At 69.0% G+C, this 1,028-nt stretch carries 2 protein-coding genes; both read right to left on the reverse strand.

Annotation, left to right across the window (positions count from 1 at the left end; genetic code table 11):
* Positions 1–204 (reverse strand): hypothetical protein (locus AOK22_RS37055; protein ID WP_157872411.1); only part of this gene is annotated, 204 nt, incomplete at its 3' end.
* On the reverse strand, positions 201–1,028 hold an 828-nt coding region (locus AOK22_RS37060; RefSeq protein ID WP_208606499.1), incomplete at its 5' end, for a potassium-transporting ATPase subunit KdpA. The genes AOK22_RS37055 and AOK22_RS37060, both read right to left, overlap by 4 nt.

Raw genomic sequence — 1,028 nt, forward strand, 5'->3', positions numbered from 1 at the left:
GACCATGACGCGCGGGTCCAGCTTGCGGAAGGCGTCCGGCAGGGACTTCAGCAGCTGGGCGGGGTCGAAGAGACCCGCGCCGACCCTGCCGTCGTCGGCGGGCTTGTGACCGGTGGGGACGTCCTGGTGGGGGGCGCGCGTCGCGGTCGCGACCGCTCCCCCGTCCCGGCCGTCCGTGTCGTGCTTGTGCGTGTGTGTGCTCATGACGCCAGCCCCTCGGCAAGCGGTCCCAGCGCCAGGGCGGGGAAGTAGGTGAGACCGGTGATGATCATGATGGTGCCGACCAGCAATCCGGTGAACAGCGGCTTTTCGGTACGCAGGGTGCCCGCGGTGGCCGGGATCGGCTTCTGCTCGGCGAGCGATCCGGCGAGCGCGAGGACGAACACCATCGGCAGGAAGCGGCCGAGGAGCATGGCGAGGCCGATCGTGGTGTTGAACCAGTTCGTGTCCGCGCTCAGGCCGCCGAAGGCCGAGCCGTTGTTGTTGGCCCCGGAGGTGAAGGCGTACAGGATCTCGGAGAAGCCGTGCGCCCCGGAGTTGAGCATCGAGTCCTTGGGCGTGGGCAGCGCCATCGACACCGCGGTGAAGCCGAGGACGAGCGCCGGCGTGACCAGGATGTAGCAGGCCGCCAGCTTGATCTCGCGGGTGCCGATCTTCTTGCCCAGGTACTCCGGCGTACGGCCGACCATCAGGCCGGCGATGAACACCGCGATGATCGCCATGATCAGCATGCCGTAGAGGCCGGAGCCGGTGCCGCCGGGCGCGATCTCGCCGAGCTGCATGCCCAGCATCTCGATGCCGCCGCCGAAGCCGGTGTAGGAGGAGTGGAAGGAGTTCACGGCGCCGGTGGAGGTGAGCGTGGTGGCCACCGCGAAGATCGACGAGCCGCCGATGCCGAAGCGGGTCTCCTTGCCCTCCATCGCGCCGCCGGCCAGGTCGAACGCCGGACCGCCGTGGTGGAACTCGGTCCACATCATCAGCGCGGTGAAGCCGAGCCAGATCGTCGCCATCGTGGCGAGGATCGCGTA

Origin of the sequence: Streptomyces silaceus (assembly GCF_001419745.1) — a bacterium.
GTDB classification, from domain to species: Bacteria; Actinomycetota; Actinomycetes; order Streptomycetales; family Streptomycetaceae; genus Streptomyces; species Streptomyces silaceus.